Consider the following 15,104-nt stretch of genomic DNA (forward strand, 5'->3'; position numbering starts at 1 on the left):
GGTTTTGAAGGAAGGGAAAAACTACTGTTTTAGAAAGGGTGAAGAGATAAGAAGGAGTTAAGGAATGGAATAGAGAGGAGTTTCTTATTCGATGAAGTTTTTCATTGCTGGGTGGAGTTCTTCCATGTGTTTCTGTGCTAGTTCTTCGTACATCTTGTAGATTATCATGACTGTTAGTAGGATTCCTGTTCCTCCTCCTGCTGCGTTAAGCATGTTGGATAGTGATGCTAGTGCTCCGATTGTTGCTCCGGATAGGACTGTTAGTCCTGGGATGTATCGGTTGAGGACTTTTTTGATGACTCTCTTGTCTTTTCTGAATCCTGGTACTTTCATGCCTGTGGCTTGTATCTGGTCTGCTACGCTGTCTGCGTCTTGTCCACTGGTTTTCATCCAGAAGATTGAGAATACTATGCTTCCTAGGATGTAGACCAGCAGGTAGAATAGGACGTGGGTTATGCTTCCAGTTCCTATCATTGTTACTGTACCTTGTAGTGCCGAGTCTATGAATCCTGTCGGTGCTTGTAGCCATGCAATGAACCCTGAGGATGCTTGTCCTCCGCTGACGCAGCCTAGGATGCTGCATCCGTTTTGTCCTGCCAGTGTGGTTCCTATGATTTGGAAGTTTGTGACTAATGCGGATACTAGGATTACTGGCATGACTGATGTGTAAAGGAATTTTAACGGCCATTTTTGTCCGAATCCTCTGACGTCGCCAAATGTCAATGGTATTTCGACTCTCATGGCTTGTAGGTATACTACTACGCCGAAGACGGCCAGGGTTGCTAGTATTGGTACTAGTGCTGTGAAGTCTCCTCCGCTTGCTACGAATTTAGGGAATGCTCCTGCTGCTGAGCTGGATAATCCGACGAAGTTTCCTGTTCCGTCGAGTGCAGAGATTGATGCTATGTATATTGCTTTGGATACTCCTGCTGCGATGAACAGTCCAGTTCCTGATCCGAATCCCCATTTCTGGATTAGGTCGTCCATTAGGATGATGAGGATTCCTCCAAGTGCGATTTGTCCGGATAGCAGTGCGAATACTGCTGGGTCGCTTATATTTCCGAATGTTCCTGCTGCTACGTAGCCGACTGCTTCTATTATGGAGAGTCCGTAGGCTAGGACTTTTTGTGCTGCCTGGAATTTTTCTTTTCCTTCTTGTGTATTGGTATTCCAGCTGACTATCTCCGATCCTACAACCATCTGCAGGACTATGGAGGATGTGACTATAGGTCCGATTCCTAGTGTAATTATTGATCCTATCTGTGCTCCTAGAAGCGTCTGAAATGTCTGTAGTTGTTGTAGTGCTTGCTCTACTGCTGCGGAGTTTGCTCCGAACAGGTCAATTGAGCCTAGCGTATAGTATAATAGAAGTACTACACCTGTCCAGGTAAGCATCTCTTTCAGTGACTGTTCTTTCTCGGGTTCTCTTATGCTTGGTAAGTATTGTGCTGCCTGAACAATTGCTGACATATTATTTGATTACCTCGGATCAAAAAGTTGGTAAATGACAATTGGGGAAGGACGGTTTTTTATTCTTCTACTGCTTCGCCGTCGCTTTCCGCAATTTTGTCTTCTGCTGATTGGGAGAACTCTTCGCTGTGGATTTCTATGCTTGTTCTGAGTTGTCCTCCGCCAAGTACTTTGTCGTATCCTGCTTCTTCTGCGTGGAATACGTAACCGTTTTCTGTTTCTTCTGCTGCTCCTTGTTCTACGAATTCCTCGATTCTTTGGTCGATGTCTCGCAGGTTGATGCCGTCCTGATCAGGTTGTCGGGAGTTGAATCCTTTCTCTCCTAGTTCTTGGACGCCGTCTTCTGTCATTCTCTGGCTTTGTCCTTTCTTACCGCTTCCTGCGTTACCTCTTCCACCACGGCTTCCTGCTCCACGATTTTTCTTGGAGCTTCCGTATCCGTTGCTTCCTGACTTGTTCTTCTTTGATCTTCTTTTAGTCATTTGTTGCACACCTTAATTCATTTTCTTCAACAGGGATTCCATGTCGTCTCTATTTCCAAGACTACCTCCCTGATGGTACTGTCTTTTCGTGCTTTTGAATCCTCCGCTTGGAGGTGAAAGACTTACTGTCTCTCCTACTTCGCCTATTTCTTCTGCGAAGTCATCGCTGACTTCTCCGTAAGCGATGTAGTCTTTGGCTTGCTGCATGTTGCCTTTGTTGGAGTCCGTGTCTTCCATTACTCGTGCCTGATTCTTTTTCTCTAGACCTAAAGTTTGTAGGGTTTTCTTCACTTTCTGGTTGGCGTCGATGCTGCCTCTTACTTTTACTGCTACTAGCTTGCTCATTCTTGATCACTTCTCTGGTATTTCTTGATTTTCTTGAGTGCGTTGAATGTTGCCTGAATCAGGTTTTCACGGGTTCTTGTTGTTCCTCTGCTCTTTACCCATGCGTTCTTGATACCGGCTAGCTTCAGAATCTTCTTGACTTCGTCGCTTGCTGCTAGTCCTGTTCCTCTTGGTGCTGGCTTGACTTCAACTGTGACACTTCCTGACTTGCCTTCTACGGCTAGTGGGATTGATGTGTCGTTATTTCCTTGGTCTTCCCAGCTTCCGTTTCCTCTTGGAACCTCTATCAAGTTGAGTTTGGCTTTTCTATTGGCGTCGTCGATTGCTGCTCTTGTATCGTCTGACTCGCCCATTCCGATGCCGATTACTCCGTTCTTATTTCCGAGGATTGTCATGGCTTTACTGTTGTATCGTGCGCCGGATTTGTGCATCCGTGCTGTACGCTTGGAGACTGTTCTTCTTTTGCCTCCTCCTTTTCCTGGTGTTCCTCCGATAAGTACTACTTCTTCTTGGAGGTCTGCGAGTTGGTCGACGATTTCTGGCTCCATGATTTTCTTACCGCTGTGGAGTGCTTCTCTGATATCTGTTACTTGTCCGTTTGCGACCATTTCTCCAAGCTCTGTTTTTGGAGTCCAGATTTCTTCTGTTTCTTGTTCTGCCATTAGTTAAAATCACCTCTGATGTTTTCTTTGACTTCTTCTACGCTGGAAGGAACATCGATGTCTTTCATTTCTTTGATGTGTTCTCCTTTCATTCTTCCTTCTTCTGGTAGTGCTTCTTCGCCGACTGGTACTTCCATTCCTGCGTCGTTCATTCCTTGGACTGCTGCGAATACTCTTCCGCCGTCTTTCTTTTCTCTTAGTCCTAGGTCTAGTACTGCTTCGTCTGCATCTGCTTTCATTCCTGCGAGGAATCCTGTAAGATATGCTGCCGGAAGGTTTCCTGTGTGGTGTTCCCAGCCGTATTCTCCTAGCTGCTTGCTGATTGTTTGAGCAGTGTTCTTGTCTCCTTCTGTTTCGAAGTGTGCAAGGTGTACTCTTGTGTGCTGGTTACTGGTTCTTACTACTGCTCTTGGTTTTCCTGACTTCAACAGCTTTCTTCTCTGCTGATAGTCTGTCTGCTGTTTTCTTCTTCTCTTGTGTGGTACTCGTTCGTTTATGTCTTCTGCCATTTTTTGATCACTCGAGTTTGTTTGCTACATGGTTTTCTAGGTGTTTTGTGTCTCTGAAGAATCCTCCCTTACTCATATCGTATAGTTCACGATACTGTTCGGAAGTTACTTCTCCTTCTTCTTTCATCTCTTTGAGTCTTTCACGAATGGCTCTGATCTTTTCCATCCATTTCTTCTTGTCGCTTTTCCGAGCGCCTTTCTTTCCTTTTCTGCTTCCCTGGCCTTTTCTTCGTCCTTTCTTTTTCTGCTTCTTGATGTGCTTGGCTCGACCCTTTGAGGTTCCTTTCTCATCTTTCTTCTGGATTGCTCCGCCTTCAATCAAGTTTCTGATATCGTTTCTTGTGATTGCTTCGTCAACTTTTTCCTGTTCGTCAGGGTCAATCCAGACACGGTCTTTTCCTACATCCATGATGTCGCTTGCCATTCTTTTCTGAGTCTTCAGATCCATCTATTGGTCACCTCTGTTGAGGACTTTGATATCCTCGTTGTCTGCTTTTTCTAGTATATCTGCTTTTTTCCGTCCACCGACTGTTCCACCGATTCTTGCTGCTTCTTCTTCAGGATTGATCTGTTCTAGGTCGTCTGTGTTATGTACCATTACTTCGTCGTATCCGGAAGGATGTTTTCCTCTGATTTCTTTATCTGTCCGGTATCCGACTTTCGGTTTGGCGACTGCTCCTTTTTCTTCTAGTCTTACTCTTGAGTGTCCGCCTACCGGGTTTCTCCAGGATTTTCCTGAAAGTTTGCCGGCCTTGTGTTTATCTTGTCTTTTGAATTTGTCGCTGCTCATTGTTCTTCACCTTTGCTTGTGATGTAGACGCCGTCTTGGAATGTTCTTGGGTCTCTGTCTCCTTTGTGGCAGATCTGTTCGATCCGTGCTGCTGTCTGGCTTACTGCGTCTTTGTCTGCTCCTCGAAGTGTTAGGTCTTCGCCGTCTACTTCTACTGTTACTCCTTCCATGATGTCTACTGTACGCGGGTTTCTCTCCCCCATGAAGTTCTCAATCGCTACCTGTTCTCCTTCCTGCTTGATTGTCATTGGGAAGTGCGCGTATACGCCTTTCATCTTGTAGACATGCTCGTCTTGAAGTCCTTCGATCATGTTTTCTACATGGCTTTTGAATGTGCTGAGGATACTTTTGATATCCTTTTTAGTGCTTGGAGTGCTGAATTCAACTTCTTGTCCGTCGATTTCTACATCTACTAGTGCATGCTCCATTTTCTTGCTGACTTCACTGCCGTTTGACAGAGTGAATACTCCATCGTCGTAGCTTGGTGTGAAGTCTTCCGGTATTTCAACTGTAACTGATTCCATTTTTGGTTCACCTAGTAGACATAGCCGAGTAGTTTTCCTCCAAGGTTTTCGTCTTGGGCTTCTTCATGTGTCATGATACCGTGGCTTGTGGTGACGATTAAATCGCCGAATCCTTGTGCCGGCAGGTATCGTTTAGCCCATTTGTCGAACTCGTCGTTCTGGACGGAGAAGTTTGGCTTAACTGGCTGACATTCATTTACTTCGTCTGTTACTTCTATCTTGAATTTGCCGCCTTGTCCGTCTTCTACGAGTTCAAATACGCCGATGTATCCTTTCTGCTGTAACTGGATCAGTACATTTTTCAGCAGGTTGCTGGTCGGTGATACTGTAGCATAGTCTTTTCCGTTTCTTGCTGCGTTGTTGATTGCGCTTAGTGCGTCGCTCAGTGTGTCATGCTTCATCTCTTAATCAATCCTCATTTCAACTGTTTGAATCCGATTTTGTCGGCGATTTCTCTGAAGCATTGTCGGCAGTAGTTCAGTTCGTATTTGCTGATTACTCCTCTTCCTGTTCTGCCGCATCTTCTGCATTCTTTCTTGGCTTTTCCGTAGTCTCTTTCTTTAGGCGAGTTGTTCTTCTCGAATTTCTTTCTCTTGCCTTCTTTGTGTTTGATCTGGTTCAGTACTTTCTCGTAGCTCATTTATTGGCTCACCTCAATTTCCAGGTTTTCTTCGATGAATTCCTTGGCTTCTTCGTCGCTTACTTTGTGGTCGTCGCCGATTTCGGATGGTTTGTAGTCCCTTTTCTTTACTCGGTATCCTGGTCTTTCGAGTACTACTATTACTTGGAATCCTTTCATGCCGATGTCTGCGTCGTAGTCAAGTCCTGGTACATCGATGTATTCTGAAACTCCGAATGAGAAGTTTCCGTTTCCGTCGAATGCTGAGTCCTTAATCTGGTCTACTGCTGGCGCTACTTTGTTGAGGAGTTCTTCTGCGTCTTCTCCTCTAATTGTTGTCATTGCTCCGATGTTTAGACCGCTTCTTAGTCCGAATGTCTTTGCTGAGTCGTTGCTCTCTGTTCTGACAGGTGTTTTTCCTGTTAGTTTTTCGATTAGGTCGTGTGCTTTTTCTACTCCGTCGCCGACCTGTCCTTCCCCAATGTTTACTATTACTTTGGAGATTTCGATTTCTTTCATTGGGTTTTGCTCTGTTTCTTGTTCTGTCATTATTCTGTCACCTCTAGGTCGCCTGTTGCGACTAGGTTTTCTAGTTTGGTTTCGAACTCTCTTCCGTTTTCACTGACTGTTCCTGTGTCTGGGTTCATTCCTCTTTGGTTGATTTCTTCGAGTTCTGCTGTTTCTCCTGCGTGCTGTCCGGAGAATACGATTACTTCTGCGCCTTCTTCCAGTTTGACTTCCTCTACTTTTCCATCTTCTTGGAAGATCAGTGTGCTTCCTGTCTGGAAGTTGTCTGTGCTTGTGTGGTTTTCTCCGTTGTGAAGTTGGTAGACATTGTCGCTTCCTTCTGCTTTCTTGCCTACGATTTTTGCTGCTTTTCTTGTGTCTTCTGTGTTGATGAAGTCTAGGTTTCTTCCGTCTCTAAGTACTCTGAAGCTTTCCTCTGCTTTCGGTAGTTCTACTGTGTCTAGTACTCCAAGTCCTTGTTTGACATCTCGAAGTTCTTCTCCGTTTCTGAGGATGTCTCCTTGTTTTACTATTTTCTTTGCTTCTTTGTCTGTTTCTGCGTACCCTGTGACATCTCTGAGGAATACATTTGCAGGGATTGCATCTTCCTTGCTTCTGCTTCCTTTGACTGTTGAGATGTATGTGTTCTCCTTTCTGGAGATAGGGTAGTGTTTAGGTGCTGAAAGTCTTTTCTGATGTGTCATAACTCTTTACTCCTCCTTCTGATTCTCTAGGTATTCGATCATGGTTTTACGGTCTTTTCCAGCCTTCTCTGCTTCAATAAGTGCGTCGAAGTCCGGGTTTTCCATTTCTGAGATACTGTCTTTGACTTCATCCATAGTGCCGTCTACTAGCTCATCGTGACCTGTCTCGGAACTTTCTTCTGAAGGCTCGCTTTCTGAGGAGCCTTCTTGAGAAGACTTGTCTTCTTGCTGTGCTTCCTTGGCTTTCTCTTTGATTTCTTCCATGTCTTCTTCGTCAATATCCATGTCACTCATGTCTGGCTGTTGTCCGCCGCCTTGCATCTGCTGCATCATTTCGTTTTCTTCTTCCTGGCTTAGGACTTCTTCTACTTCTTCTTCGTCTACCTGAATCTCTTCACTGTCTTCAACATCGTATTTCTCAATTCTTTCGATGTTTTCCAGGTTGAGTGCCTGGATCTGTAGGTTGGAAGGCTTGAAAGGTACTTGGCTTGTGCTTCCGTCCTGTCTTTCTACTTCTAGACCGTTGATGTATACTTTCTGATTCTCTCTGTCGATGTTTGAGATGATTCCACTTGAACCACTAAAGTCGCCTCTTGCGACTTCTACACGATCTCCAAGGTTAAGTTGGAGACTTCGCGTATCCAGTTGGTCTCTTAGTTCGTGTGAGAGGTTTGCTGATACTAGGTTGTCTTTGACATGTTGTGGAGCGTTTGTCCTGTACTTTCTCTGTTTCTGCGGATCTGTGCTTGATTTCCAACTTTTGCTCCAGTTCTGTGTTTGATCTACCATTTCTTATTACCTCTATACAACCTTTGATGCAATTTTTCCGATCGGAGAGAATCTTTGAACTACTTCTTTTGCGATCGGTCCTTTCGTCACATTTCCTTTTGGCAACATTGTTTCCTCTTCGATGAGGACTGCTGCGTTGTCTTCGAATTTTACACTGAGACCGTTTGGTCTTTGGAATTCTTTTGCCTGTCTTACGACTACTGCGTCGAAAACCTGGTGTTTGACTTCCTGGTCTCCTCTTAGTATTTTTACTTTGACGATGTCGCCGACTCCTGCACTTTCTCGGCGGCTTCTTCTTCCTTTCCGGCTTTTAACGCCGATAATCTTCAGTTCTTTTGCTCCAGAGTTATCTGCACATGTAAGCTCTGCTCCGAGGTCAAGAGTTCTTGTAATGTTAGATCCTAGTGGCTTCATAATTTATTCCTCTCCTTCTTGCTCTTCATCTTCGATTTTCTCCATTACTACATGGCTTTTAGTCTTAGAGATCGGTCGTGTCTCGCCAACTTTGACCGTGTCTCCTTCTTCCAGTTCCATATCTTCAGGCACATGGACTGTTATCTTTGTGTTTCTTCTTTCTTTTCTCTCGTATTTTGGGATTTCTTGGGTGTGCTCCCATCTTACAGTGGCAGATTTCTGCATCTTGTTGGAGATGACTCTGCCTGTAAAGACTCCTCCTCGTACTTCGTATTCTTGACTCATTATTGTTTTTTCACCTCAAATAGTTTCCCTGCAGCATACAGATTTAGAAATCCGACTCAAGCACTGGTACAAGCGATTTTGCCAGTAAAGTCGAATCCCTATCTGCAGTCTCGCCCCGAAAGGCGACTTTCAGCAGGAATTCAAACATACAGCCAACCGAATGACTGTAACAAAAGAAAAGAAGACAAACCTTAAAAAGGGTGTTAGACCTGTTCCCACTTATCAGGAATACTCATCTTAACCCTGTCCTCAGGCCGTTTCTTGATAATATCTCCCTTAATCCTGATCTTTTCCTCACCAAGTTCAAAGACAAAAGTCGTGCCTTCCTTCTCCACCCATTTATCCTCAATCCTCAGCATGTCACGGGTCTCATCCAAGACCTCACCAGAAATACCTACCTTGTTGGAATCAGGATGTTCTTCTATCTCCACTCGGAGGCCAATCAGTTCGTGTCTGGGAAGATTTTCAGGTGTGCGCGGCATAGAAGTTTATGGGTCAGGAAAGTTTTTGGAAGTTCTTCTTGAGTTTTGATTTCAGTTCTTCCTCTTTCTCTTTGTATCTGTCCTCTTCCCAGTCTGAGGAATAGTTCGGAAATCCTGCCATATTCCACAGAGTAATAGCGTAAAGGTAGAGGTTTCTTCTTTCCTGGAACTCTTTATCTGTTTCAAGCTGTTTTTCTTGCCTGTATCCTTCGTACAGTTTCTTCTTTAGTTTTTCTTTCTGTTCTTCCGGCAGAAAATCCAGGTCGCCTTCAATGAGGTCGTATTCGGTTTTCACTAAGTCGTATTCATTGTGGCCTGCTCTGACATGGCTCCAGTCGATCAATGCATTTATTTTATCGTCCTTTATGAGCAAATTGTCTAGCCTGTTGTCCTGATGAAGTAGAACCGATTTCGGATTTTCAGGTAATTCATCCAGATTCTTCTTGGCTTCTTCAGTGTACAGCTCCGGTTTTTCATCCCATTTATCTTCTATTATGCTTTCTGTAGCATCTATCAATCCTTCTACCGACCAAGTCCATTTATCCGCTCCATCCAGCATTTCAAGGCCTTCTCCCCTATCAACTAGAACACCGTACTCGTCGAAACCTGTGTTTTCATGGAATCTAGCCAAGATTTCTCCATACTGGAATATTATGCCCTCTAATTCACTTTGCGAAAATTGTTGCTTATATTGGTCTGCAGACTCTCCTTCCAATTCTTCCATGACAAAGAAATCTTCGTGGTCTGAGCCTTCGGAGAAAGTTTCCAAAACTACTTCAGGAGTATTTATCTCAGTTTTTTCGTGTAGATTCTTTAGGACTTCTGTTTCGGCACGAAACCTCTCACTTTCCATGCCCTCATGATTAGTGTGAATTTTGAGAATGTAAGTCTGAGCCTCAGAAGAGAGTTTGTAAATAGTGTTTAACCCCTCTCCAACTTCTTCCCAATCTAAGCCAGTCCCTAGTTCAGATTCGATTTCATCTTTCAGATCTTGATTCAAAATATTCCTCCTCCAATATACTCATCCAGATGACATCTTTCCATTTTCCATCCACATATTTGTAGTGGCGTTCACGACCTTCTTCCTGCAAACCAGCCTTCTCTTGTATTCTCCGGGAGGCTTCGTTTCCTTCGATATATCCTCCACGAAGTTTGTGTCGATTAAGTGTTTCAAAGGCGTATTTAACAACTAATTGTGTTGCTGTACTTCCTATTCCCTGACCATGGAAGTCCGGATGTATGCTTATGCCGAACTCGCTTTTCCTGTACGGTTTTTCCAGCCCTCCCAGTGAAATCTCTCCTGCTTTTTCTCCTTGATATTCTATCAGGAATTTTACAGTATCTTCGTCTTCCGAAGCTGCTTCGATAAAATCTTCCTCCTGTTTCAAGTTTACAGGTCTAGGCGGCTTTCCAATAGTACTTCTAACATCCCTATGGTTAATCAACTCTCTGAGAAACTCTGCATCATCGTTCTCTATCGGCCTCAGAACCACATCATCCTTTTCCAAAAACTTAGACTTCATTGCCATTCACCTTGAAGAATACCCAGATAGACGACATCTTGATAACTGCCTTGTGCATATGTATGTTCTCTGAATTCGCCTTCCTTCTGGAATCCTAGTTTCTCCCAGATACCTATTGAGGGCTGGTTCTGTTTCTGAGCTCGGGCATAGACCTTATGATAATTGAGCTGGTTGAACGCATGGTCTGTCAATAATTCCGCGGCTTCAGAGCCAAAACCATTGCCGTGGAACTCAGGATGAAGCCAGATGCCCAGCTCACCAATCTTGCCTTCATCCTCTTGATCAATCAACGAGATTATGCCTTTCGGATATCCGTCTTGACAGATCATCAAGTTAATGGAGTCGTCCTTGGAGACTACCTCCTCAATAAATTCTTTCTCATCATCCAGGTTTTGTGGACGAGTATTGCTCATCCAGACCCTGACATCTGGATGATTGACGCCATCCCTCAAGAACTCAGCGTCCTCTTCCTCAATTGTTCTAAGATTTATTTTTTCTCCTTTCAAGAAAACTGTTCCTGGCATACACATTCTTTCGAGTTTGGTGTGTAAAAAAGATTCTGAAGATTACTTGACTGCTTTGACTACTTTGAAATTATCTTGCAGGGCTATTTGTTCAACCCTGTCAAATTCCTGGCCCAATTGGGCCTGGTAGTTCATATTTTGATTGTAGACTAGCCAAAAACTCCCTCCTTTTTCCAAAGAATCATGAGCTTGGCTGAAAATCTTCTCTGTGATTCCTTTGCCCTGATGAGTAGGCGGATTAGAGATAATTAGATCGAATTTTCGGCCTGAAAATGCATCTAAACAATCACCTGTCTTAACCTCAAAACATTGGATATCGTTTCTCTCCAGATTTCTCTTTGCGTATTCTGTTGCACGGACACTGTCATCTGTCAGGAATAAATCCGCATCCGACATCTTTGCTGTAAATACTGAGATCGCGCCGTATCCACAGGCTAGATCCAAGACCTTATCTGGATTGGAGAGCTCTAAGTTTTCCAGCAGAATTCTTGTTCCTTCATCAAGTTTGCCATGAGAAAACAAGCCTTCAGAAGAAGTGAAATCAGCTTCAAATCCGTCTACTTCAGACCGAAATTCCTTCTCCAAGTCCAGTTCAGATAGAGAAAAATTTGATTGGGGTTTAAACCGGTAAGCTCTAATTGCTCCTCTACTACCAATTTTCTGAACATCGCCGGCATCTTGGAGGTGTTTCCGGTATCTCTTGATTCCGGATTTCTTCCTGCCTGCTAGGAAAATTTTTCCGTTCTCAGTTAGTTTTTCGGAGGCGTAAGTTAGTCTGTTCTTAACCAAATCAACCGGTTCGTAGTCTGCTGGCGCATAAATTATCTTGTCAAATTCTTCCTGAATATCTTCGACAGCCTTGTTCTCTACATTAAAGCCTTCCACTTGATTCCCTTTGGCATTCTTTTTGGAGAATTCACAGGCTCTGCTACTCGTATCCTGCATAACGGTAAACTCTGCTTTATCCCCTAAAACTGCTCCAAGAAAACCATAGCCGGACTGAATTACAAGTATTCTGTCAGTTTTCTCTACTTGGACTTCATCCACCAGAAGCAATTCTTCGTCTCTGAAACTGTTTTTGGAGTTGAGACCATCAGCTGATTGAAATCTGTAGATGTTACCGTTTTCCCGAGATTTGAGCTCTAGTTCGTACTGAGATTTCATAGAAGTAAAAGTAGAGGAAATGTGGGTTGAAGTCGTTATTTGACTTCGATGTTTGTTCTTGAGAAGCCTTCGTCTTCTAGGATGTCGACGATTCTTCTTCTGTGGTCGCCCTGGAGTTCTATCTGTCCGTCTTTGTGTGTTCCTCCGCAGGCTAGCTTGGTCTTGAGTGTTGATTCCAGGTCTTTGATGTCGCTTTCGTCGTCGAGACCTGTGACAACTGTCATCTCCTTGTTGTAGCTTCTTGAGTCGAGTTTGACTGTGATTTGCTGGTCTTCACGCGCGATGCTGTCGCAGACGCAAAGATCCTGTGGCATTCCGCATTTTGTGCAGGTATCTGACATTGGATGATCTTTTCTAGTTGTTTCGTTCGTTGAGAACTGTTTTGATTCTTGCAATGGTTTTCTTCATTTCCTTGATTTGACCAGGGTTGTCGGCAAAGCCACCGACTTCGATCTGACCACGTTCCTGTACAAGTTCTTTCTGTAGGTCGCCGATTTGTTCCTTTAGTTCGGAGTCGTTTTTGTCTCTAAGTTCTTCTGCTTTCACGGTTAGATACACCTTTCAGTTCTTTTAATCCTTCTGGGTTTCAATCCAGTCTTTGAAGGTTTTACGATCTTTGTTGTCTTCTTCTGCGTGAAGCAGTGCGTCGAAGTCTGGTTCACTCATATCGTTGATTGCTTCTTTAGCGTCGCTGATTGTGCCTGAGACGATTTCCTCGATTTCTTCTCCTATTTCTTCAAGTTCTTCCTCTACTTCTTCAGCAGCTTCTTCGACTTCATCTTCTGCCTCTTCAGCGATCTCTTCGGCTTCTTCCTCAAGGTCTTCTACTTCCTCTTCTACTGCTTCTGCGTCTTCTGCCATCTCTTCACCGGTCTCTTCCTTGACTGCTTCGACTTCTTCTTTGACTTCTTCCACTCTTTCTTCGACTTCTTTCTCTAGTTCTTCCATGTCTTCGACGGATTCAAATGCGTCTCTGACTTCGTCTTTAGAGATATCGTCAGTTTTAATCTGTTCTTCTTTGGTTTCTATTGCTTCTTCAAGTGAAGCTGATGTCATGTCTTCTGCTTCGACGATGATTTCCTGGATTCTGTCAGCTTTTTCTCTCTGTGTCTCTTCTACAGACATGTGTAGGACTTCTTCGCTTACATCTACATCTCTGTGCAGGAAGTCTGGCATCTCTTTCATGATTCTTACTTTGACGCCAATTGCTCCTGGTTTGGTCCGTGCTAGTTCGTATCCTTTCTGGACATTGTCTTTTGATGTATTTCCGCATCTCTTGACATATCCGAAGGAGAATTTCTCTGTTCTTCCACGGTTCCCGGAGAGCTTCCCTGTAATCTCTATTTCTGCTCCGATTGCTCCTGCTTCCTTCATTCTTCTGAGGTAGGTGTATCCTACTCTCTTGGCGTGTCCGCCTTTTTCAAGCCAGTCTGCGATGCTTTTTGCTACTACTTCTGCGTTGGCATCTGCGTCTTCAATTTCGTTGACTTCGATCTGAGGGTTTTCGAAATTGAAAGCTTCTTCCATGTCAGAAGTTAGTTCGCGGATTCTGCTTCCGCCTCTTCCGATGACGAGACCTGGTTTCTGTGCATGGACCACTATCTTTGTGCTTGTCGGCGTTCTTTCGATTTCTGCGTGACTGTAACCTGCTCCTTCTAGTTCGTCTTCTAGGAACTCGTGCAGTCTTACTTTCCGTGCTCCTTTCTGAATGAATTCTTTTTCTTGCATTATTGGTTCTCACCTTGTGTGTGAATCACTGAGACAACCTCTGATTTTCGCATTATTTTTCACCTACGATGACATTGACATGTGCTGCTTTGGTTTTGCGGCCTCTGAATCGTCCTGGTGTCGCGTATTCATTTCCTTTGTTGGTAATGACATTGTCGACATGGAGTGCTCCTGTGTTGAGCCCTTGATGTTCTGCGTTTGCAGCTGCTTCCTGTACTAGTTCTAGCATGTGTTCTGCTGCTTTGACAGGGAATCCTCCACTGTCTCCTGCTCCTGATTTGTGTCCTGCATCACTGTCGAACTTTGTGTATGGGACATGTAGTTCTTTCTCAATTACTTTTTCCAGTTTGTTTTCTGCTTTTTCCACTGTGTCTCCTTTAATAAAGCGACCAATTTCTGTGCTGTCTTTCCAGGAGATCGGCATGTTCTTGCCAAGTGCTCGTGCCTGATGTGACTCTATCTCAATTGAGTTCATTTAGGCATCACTTGAGCGGTACATGCTTTGAGGATCTCGTTGCACCAAGTCCTGGTGCGCTGTGAGATACCTGTTTTCTGGTTTTTGCGAACTCTCCGAAGTAATGGCCGATCATATCTTCTTCGATATCTACTTCTTCGAATCCTTGTCCGTTGTAGATCTCGATTGTTTTTCCTACCATTTCTGGGAGGACAATCATTCCTCTGAGATGTGTCTGGACTCTGTCCTTGTCTTCTAGTTTTTCCAGTAGTTTTTCTTCGTTTTCTCGAAGACCTCTTTCTAGTTTACGCCGTGCTCGGGCGTCCATGAGTTCTGCTAGTTCGTCGTGACTCATGTCTTGTAGTTCTTCGAGTGTTTTTCCTCTGTAAGTAAAGTCATCTGTCATGCTGGTTCACCTAGTCGTTGTTCTGTTTTCCGGAGCGTTTGGCTCCGATGTTTCCAACTTTGCTTCCTGGTGAAGCGTGTTTGGAAACTGTTTTTGGTTGTCCTGGTTTTGCTGATCCACCGAATGGGTGGTCGACTGCGTTCATGGCTACTGCGGAAACTGTTGGGTACTGTTTTCCACGAGCCTTTGCAGCCTTGGATGCGTTTCCGGCCTTGACAAATGGCTTGTCTTTTCTTCCGCCGGCTGCAACCTTTCCAATAGTTGCTCTGCATTGAGTATTCATTTTCTTGAACTCGCCACTAGGAAGCTGAACTCTGACACTGTCTGCTTCATGTGTTACTACAAATGCGTATGTTCCTGAGCTCTTGACTAGTTTGCCTCCGTCGTTTGGCTGAAGTTCAATGTTGTTAATTGGTACTCCTTCTGGGATTTCTCCTAGTGGAAGTACATTTCCTGGTTCAACAGGAGCTGATACTCCTACTTCTATTTCGTCTCCTGTCTGTAGGCCTTCTGGTGCTAGGACATTTCTTACTTCACCGTCTTCGAACTCTACTTTGGCGACAGGTGCTGTCCTTGCTGGGTCGTGGACCAGGTCTACGACTGTTCCTGTGATTTCTGCGTTTTTGTGTTCCGCTGTTCCTTTGCCGTTACGGCCTGCTTGGAACTTTGGACTTCCTTTTCCTCTTCTCTGTTGTTTTAGTGGGCTTCCCATTAGTTGAAAAC

General features: G+C 44.2%; 26 protein-coding genes. All 26 read right to left on the minus strand.

What is annotated here, in order from left to right:
* Positions 1 to 84: 84 nt before the first annotated feature.
* A complete protein-coding gene (gene secY, locus LC1Nh_RS05560) occupies positions 85 to 1,470 on the minus strand; it encodes a preprotein translocase subunit SecY (RefSeq protein WP_153550710.1) in 1,386 nt (461 codons plus the stop codon).
* Between the two features lie 59 nt (positions 1,471 to 1,529).
* Complete coding sequence (locus LC1Nh_RS05565; RefSeq protein ID WP_153550711.1) at positions 1,530 to 1,952, minus strand: uL15m family ribosomal protein; 423 nt, start codon at positions 1,950 to 1,952, stop codon at positions 1,530 to 1,532.
* Between the two features lie 12 nt (positions 1,953 to 1,964).
* Complete coding sequence (locus LC1Nh_RS05570) at positions 1,965 to 2,297, minus strand: uL30 family ribosomal protein (RefSeq protein ID WP_153550712.1); 333 nt, start codon at positions 2,295 to 2,297, stop codon at positions 1,965 to 1,967.
* Positions 2,294 to 2,959 carry a 30S ribosomal protein S5 gene (rpsE, locus tag LC1Nh_RS05575; RefSeq protein ID WP_153550713.1) on the minus strand — a complete coding sequence of 222 codons (666 nt, stop codon included), beginning with the start codon at positions 2,957 to 2,959 and terminating at the stop codon, positions 2,294 to 2,296. Before rpsE ends, LC1Nh_RS05570 begins: the two co-directional genes overlap by 4 nt.
* Complete coding sequence (locus tag LC1Nh_RS05580; RefSeq protein ID WP_153550714.1) at positions 2,959 to 3,468, minus strand: 50S ribosomal protein L18; 510 nt, start codon at positions 3,466 to 3,468, stop codon at positions 2,959 to 2,961. The genes rpsE and LC1Nh_RS05580 overlap by 1 nt, the downstream gene beginning before the upstream one ends.
* Before the next feature lie 7 nt (positions 3,469 to 3,475).
* Positions 3,476 to 3,916, minus strand: a complete 441-nt coding sequence (locus tag LC1Nh_RS05585; RefSeq protein ID WP_153550715.1) for a 50S ribosomal protein L19e — start codon at positions 3,914 to 3,916, stop codon at positions 3,476 to 3,478.
* A complete protein-coding gene (locus LC1Nh_RS05590; RefSeq protein WP_153550716.1) occupies positions 3,917 to 4,258 on the minus strand; it encodes a 50S ribosomal protein L32e in 342 nt (113 codons plus the stop codon).
* Positions 4,255 to 4,782 (minus strand): 50S ribosomal protein L6, encoded by a 528-nt coding sequence (locus tag LC1Nh_RS05595; RefSeq protein ID WP_153550717.1) that lies wholly within the window; start codon positions 4,780 to 4,782, stop codon positions 4,255 to 4,257. Before LC1Nh_RS05595 ends, LC1Nh_RS05590 begins: the two co-directional genes overlap by 4 nt.
* A gap of 11 nt (positions 4,783 to 4,793) precedes the next feature.
* Entirely contained in the window at positions 4,794 to 5,183 is a 390-nt protein-coding gene (locus tag LC1Nh_RS05600; RefSeq protein ID WP_153550718.1) for a 30S ribosomal protein S8, read from the minus strand.
* 14 nt (positions 5,184 to 5,197) lie between these two features.
* Entirely contained in the window at positions 5,198 to 5,422 is a 225-nt protein-coding gene (locus LC1Nh_RS05605) for a 30S ribosomal protein S14 (RefSeq protein WP_153550719.1), read from the minus strand.
* On the minus strand, positions 5,423 to 5,950 hold the full coding sequence (locus LC1Nh_RS05610; protein ID WP_153550720.1) for a 50S ribosomal protein L5: 528 nt from the start codon (positions 5,948 to 5,950) through the stop codon (positions 5,423 to 5,425).
* The gene (locus LC1Nh_RS05615; RefSeq protein ID WP_153550721.1) at positions 5,950 to 6,612 is read right to left on the minus strand and encodes a hypothetical protein; all 663 of its coding nucleotides are present in this window, start codon (positions 6,610 to 6,612) and stop codon (positions 5,950 to 5,952) included. Before LC1Nh_RS05615 ends, LC1Nh_RS05610 begins: the two co-directional genes overlap by 1 nt.
* 6 nt (positions 6,613 to 6,618) lie before the next feature.
* The gene (rplX, locus tag LC1Nh_RS05620; RefSeq protein WP_153550722.1) at positions 6,619 to 7,401 is read right to left on the minus strand and encodes a 50S ribosomal protein L24; all 783 of its coding nucleotides are present in this window, start codon (positions 7,399 to 7,401) and stop codon (positions 6,619 to 6,621) included.
* Positions 7,402 to 7,413: 12 nt separating this feature from the next.
* Complete coding sequence (locus LC1Nh_RS05625) at positions 7,414 to 7,815, minus strand: uL14 family ribosomal protein (protein WP_153550723.1); 402 nt, start codon at positions 7,813 to 7,815, stop codon at positions 7,414 to 7,416.
* 3 nt (positions 7,816 to 7,818) lie between these two features.
* A complete protein-coding gene (rpsQ, locus tag LC1Nh_RS05630) occupies positions 7,819 to 8,100 on the minus strand; it encodes a 30S ribosomal protein S17 (RefSeq protein WP_153550724.1) in 282 nt (93 codons plus the stop codon).
* 203 nt (positions 8,101 to 8,303) lie between these two features.
* Positions 8,304 to 8,582: a ribonuclease P protein component 1 gene (locus LC1Nh_RS05635; RefSeq protein WP_153550725.1), complete on the minus strand. Its 279-nt coding sequence runs from the start codon at positions 8,580 to 8,582 to the stop codon at positions 8,304 to 8,306.
* 13 nt (positions 8,583 to 8,595) lie between these two features.
* The gene (locus LC1Nh_RS05640) at positions 8,596 to 9,582 is read right to left on the minus strand and encodes a phosphotransferase family protein (RefSeq protein WP_217907030.1); all 987 of its coding nucleotides are present in this window, start codon (positions 9,580 to 9,582) and stop codon (positions 8,596 to 8,598) included.
* A complete protein-coding gene (locus LC1Nh_RS05645; protein ID WP_217907031.1) occupies positions 9,560 to 10,105 on the minus strand; it encodes a GNAT family N-acetyltransferase in 546 nt (181 codons plus the stop codon). The genes LC1Nh_RS05640 and LC1Nh_RS05645 overlap by 23 nt, the downstream gene beginning before the upstream one ends.
* The gene (locus LC1Nh_RS05650; RefSeq protein WP_217907032.1) at positions 10,102 to 10,629 is read right to left on the minus strand and encodes a GNAT family N-acetyltransferase; all 528 of its coding nucleotides are present in this window, start codon (positions 10,627 to 10,629) and stop codon (positions 10,102 to 10,104) included. The genes LC1Nh_RS05645 and LC1Nh_RS05650 overlap by 4 nt, the downstream gene beginning before the upstream one ends.
* Positions 10,630 to 10,671: 42 nt before the next feature.
* Entirely contained in the window at positions 10,672 to 11,793 is a 1,122-nt protein-coding gene (locus LC1Nh_RS05655) for a methyltransferase (RefSeq protein WP_153550729.1), read from the minus strand.
* A 35-nt stretch (positions 11,794 to 11,828) separates the two neighbouring features.
* A complete protein-coding gene (locus tag LC1Nh_RS05660) occupies positions 11,829 to 12,134 on the minus strand; it encodes a translation initiation factor (RefSeq protein WP_153550730.1) in 306 nt (101 codons plus the stop codon).
* Positions 12,135 to 12,147: 13 nt separating this feature from the next.
* Positions 12,148 to 12,339, minus strand: a complete 192-nt coding sequence (gene rpmC, locus LC1Nh_RS05665; protein WP_217907033.1) for a 50S ribosomal protein L29 — start codon at positions 12,337 to 12,339, stop codon at positions 12,148 to 12,150.
* A gap of 24 nt (positions 12,340 to 12,363) precedes the next feature.
* Positions 12,364 to 13,521 carry a 30S ribosomal protein S3 gene (locus LC1Nh_RS05670; RefSeq protein WP_153550732.1) on the minus strand — a complete coding sequence of 386 codons (1,158 nt, stop codon included), beginning with the start codon at positions 13,519 to 13,521 and terminating at the stop codon, positions 12,364 to 12,366.
* Between the two features lie 52 nt (positions 13,522 to 13,573).
* Positions 13,574 to 13,996, minus strand: coding sequence for a 50S ribosomal protein L22 (gene rplV, locus LC1Nh_RS05675; RefSeq protein ID WP_153550733.1), 423 nt, complete (start codon positions 13,994 to 13,996; stop codon positions 13,574 to 13,576).
* A 7-nt stretch (positions 13,997 to 14,003) separates the two neighbouring features.
* Positions 14,004 to 14,381, minus strand: coding sequence for a 30S ribosomal protein S19 (locus tag LC1Nh_RS05680; RefSeq protein WP_153550734.1), 378 nt, complete (start codon positions 14,379 to 14,381; stop codon positions 14,004 to 14,006).
* Positions 14,382 to 14,391: 10 nt separating this feature from the next.
* On the minus strand, positions 14,392 to 15,093 hold the full coding sequence (locus LC1Nh_RS05685; RefSeq protein ID WP_153550735.1) for a 50S ribosomal protein L2: 702 nt from the start codon (positions 15,091 to 15,093) through the stop codon (positions 14,392 to 14,394).
* Positions 15,094 to 15,104: the final 11 nt, after the last annotated feature.

Source organism: Candidatus Nanohalobium constans, assembly GCF_009617975.1.
GTDB lineage: Archaea > Nanohalarchaeota > Nanosalinia > Nanosalinales > Nanosalinaceae > Nanohalobium > Nanohalobium constans.